Genomic DNA, 3229 nt, shown 5'->3' with positions numbered 1-3229 from the left:
ATACCTATGATCTTGAGCAACCTCAAATCTTCCCTGTAGGTAAAAAACAATATGCAGGTGATATGAACGATGTATTGTATCTTTTTGGTGAAGGTGACAGTGCTACTTTCAAATTGGATTTAGATACGATGGCTAAACACTCAGGTCAGCCAAAACCAGCTAACCTGAAAAATGATAAATACCTGGTATTTACCGTTAAAATTGAGAAAGTATTACACAAAGATCCAAAAGAAGCAGATTCTACTTTCCAAAACAAAGCCAAAGATTTCTTCCAGAAGGACTATAAGGCAACAGTTGAAAGACACAAAGCATCTGAAGAAGGAAAAATCAAGAAATTTATTGCAGACAATAACCTGAAAGTACAAACTACAGCTTCTGGTTTGCAATATGTGATCACCACTCCTGGAAGCGCACAAAAACCAGTAGTTGGAGATACCATCATGGTGAACTACACAGGTAAACTGACCACTAAAAAATCAAACGGAAAAGACAACGTATTTGATACCAGCGATGCTAAAATTGCTAAAGAAACCGGTAAATTTAACCCAATGGCTCAGTACGGTCCACGTGCATTTGCATTAGGAAGAGCAATCCCTGGTTTTGACGAAGGTTTACAACTGATCGGTAAAGGTGGTAAAGCCACTTTCATTATCCCTTCTAAATTAGCTTATGGCGAGAACGGTATGCCTCAGGGCGGTATCAGTCCTTATACTCCATTGGTATTTGAAGTAGAACTGACAGACATTAAAAAACCTTCAGCGGTTACTGTGCCAGCTCCGCCAGCACCCGTAAACCCAGCTGCAGCGACACCAGCTCCAGTTAAAAAATAATCAGGCTATCGCCTTCGGGCTATAACCCATTGCCCTGTCTATTGTATAGACAGGGCTTTTTTATTTTGTATCTTTGCACCATGCTTTTAACCGATACCCATACCCATCTTTATTACGAAAGAGATCAGCAGAAGCAGAGCGAACTCTTGCAGCGTTGCTTTGATCAGGGCATAGAACGCCTGTTCCTGCCCAATGTAGATGTTGCTTCCATTGCCATGATCAACGAACTGGTAGGGCGTTACCCGGAAAATTGTTTTGCCATGGCCGGGCTTCACCCCTGTGACGTAAAGGATGACTTTGAAATGGTACTGAAAGAAATCTATGCCAGTATAGCTGGCCGGAAGATCTATGCCATAGGAGAGATCGGTATTGACCTCTATTGGGATAAAACAACCCTGCGTATCCAGCAAAAAGCCTTTAAAGAACAGATCAAATGGGCAAAAGCATTGGACTTGCCTATCGTCATCCATTGCAGGGAAGCTTTTGATGAGGTTTTTGAGGTGCTGGAAGAAGAAAAAGACGATAAGCTCCGTGGAATTCTACACTGTTTCACAGGAAATCTGGATCAGGCGCTCAAGGCCATTGAACTTGGTTTTTACCTGGGGATAGGCGGCGTAGTGACTTATAAGAAAGCCGGTTTGGATGAAGTACTTAAATATGTTCCCCTCGAACATATCGTTCTGGAAACCGATTCGCCTTACCTTGCCCCGGTGCCATTCAGAGGCAAGCCAAATGAAAGCAGCTATCTGATCTATGTGGCCAGAAAGCTGTCGGAAATTTATGGTATTTCTGTTGATGAAATAGCTGATATTACTACACTTAATTCCAGAAAGATTTTTTTAGTTTAGCAGTCAATGACTAAACTACTTATTATTTATACTGGCGGAACTATTGGCATGGTCAATAATCCGCAGACTGGTGCGCTTATACCTTTTGATTTTGAGCAGATCCAGCAAAATGTTCCCGAGATGGTACGCCTAAACTACCAGCTCGATGTGCATTCTTTTGATCCGATCCTGGACTCCTCTAACATGCATCCGGACATTTGGGCCAAACTGGCTCGGATCATTGAGAACAAGTATGCCCAGTACGATGGTTTTGTAATCCTCCATGGTTCAGACACGATGGCCTTTACTGCATCGGCCCTGAGTTTTATGCTGGAGAACCTGGCCAAACCGGTTGTGCTCACTGGATCTCAGCTGCCCATAGGAGAGATCAGAACCGATGCCAAGGAGAATCTCATCACCGCTCTGGAAATTGCCGCCACTAAAAAACATGGTAAAGCCATGGTGCCCGAAGTTTGTATTTATTTTGATTACCAGCTATTTAGAGGTAACCGTGCCATCAAATATAACTCTGAAAAGTTTGAAGCTTTCCGGACGCCAAATTATCCAAAACTTGCAGAGGCAGGCGTGCATTTAACTTTCTATAAGAATTACATTCAACAGCAGCCGAAAGAAGCCTTTAAGGTCCATGCAGATTTTAACGCCAATATCGGTGTCATTAAACTATATCCGGGTATTACCCCTCAGGCGGTGCAGGCGGTTACCCAATCTTCTGTCAACGCCATTGTACTGGAAACCTTCGGCTCTGGAAATACCACTACAGCCCAATGGTTTATTGACAGCCTCCAGGAAGCTGTTGATGCTGGAAAGATCATCGTAGACATTACCCAGTGCCAGGTGGGTTCAGTAGAACTGGGCAAATACGAAACCAGTAAAAAGCTGCAGCAAATGGGCGTGGTTAGTGGTTATGATATGACTTTTGAAGCCGCAGTGACCAAATTGATGTATCTGATGGGACTTGGATTACCGATGACGGAAATTACCAAACTCATGGAGCAATCCCTTCGCGGAGAGCTCACTGTATAAGTAAAACTTCTGTAAATTCGTTTCAGATGGCAGTGTTCCTGAATAATAAGCCGTATTTTTATGGCTTATTATTCAGATGCTATGAAGATAGAGCAAATTTATACCGGATGTCTGGCCGAGGCCGCCTATTATATTGAAAGTAATGGGGAGGCTGCGATCATTGATCCCCTCAGAGAGGTAGAATCCTACCTGAAAAAGGCACAAAAAGATAGTGCGGTCATCAAGTATATCTTCGAAACTCATTTTCATGCGGATTTTGTTTCCGGCCATATCGACCTGGCCGAGAAATCGGGGGCAACGATAATTTATGGCCCTACCGCCAAAACTTCTTTTCCGGCACATATTGCTGCAGACGGAGAAGAATTCCGTATAGGCGAACTCACTATACAAACGCTGCATACCCCAGGCCATACGCCGGAGTCAACTACCTATCTGCTCAAAGATAAAACAGGAAAACCTTATTGTATATTTTCCGGAGATACCCTGTTTATTGGTGATGTCGGTCGTCCGGACCTGGCGCAGCAAGGC

General features: G+C 43.6%; 4 protein-coding genes. All 4 read left to right on the top strand.

The features are described 5' to 3' along the window. Positions 1 to 830 (top strand): FKBP-type peptidyl-prolyl cis-trans isomerase (locus tag VNZ46_RS07870; protein WP_325559522.1); only part of this gene is annotated, 830 nt, incomplete at its 5' end. 80 nt (positions 831 to 910) lie between these two features. Further along, the gene (locus tag VNZ46_RS07865) at positions 911 to 1678 is read left to right on the top strand and encodes a TatD family hydrolase (protein WP_325559521.1); all 768 of its coding nucleotides are present in this window, start codon (positions 911 to 913) and stop codon (positions 1676 to 1678) included. Positions 1679 to 1684: 6 nt separating this feature from the next. After that, positions 1685 to 2701: a type I asparaginase gene (locus VNZ46_RS07860; protein WP_325559520.1), complete on the top strand. Its 1017-nt coding sequence runs from the start codon at positions 1685 to 1687 to the stop codon at positions 2699 to 2701. 60 nt (positions 2702 to 2761) lie between these two features. Further along, the coding region (locus tag VNZ46_RS07855; protein ID WP_325559519.1) for an MBL fold metallo-hydrolase at positions 2762 to 3229 on the top strand (468 nt) is incomplete at its 3' end.

The organism is Pedobacter sp. (assembly GCF_035566355.1).
Taxonomy (GTDB): Bacteria; Bacteroidota; Bacteroidia; order Sphingobacteriales; family Sphingobacteriaceae; genus Pedobacter.
The sequence above is the reverse complement of the archived record's forward strand: the minus strand, read 5'-3'. Positions and strand labels throughout refer to the sequence as shown.

Coding starts and splice junctions, on each gene's coding strand:
- VNZ46_RS07865 (WP_325559521.1), top strand. CDS start 911: ATGCTTTTAACCGATACCCATACCCATCTTTATTACGAAAGAGATCAG.
- VNZ46_RS07860 (WP_325559520.1), top strand. CDS start 1,685: ATGACTAAACTACTTATTATTTATACTGGCGGAACTATTGGCATGGTC.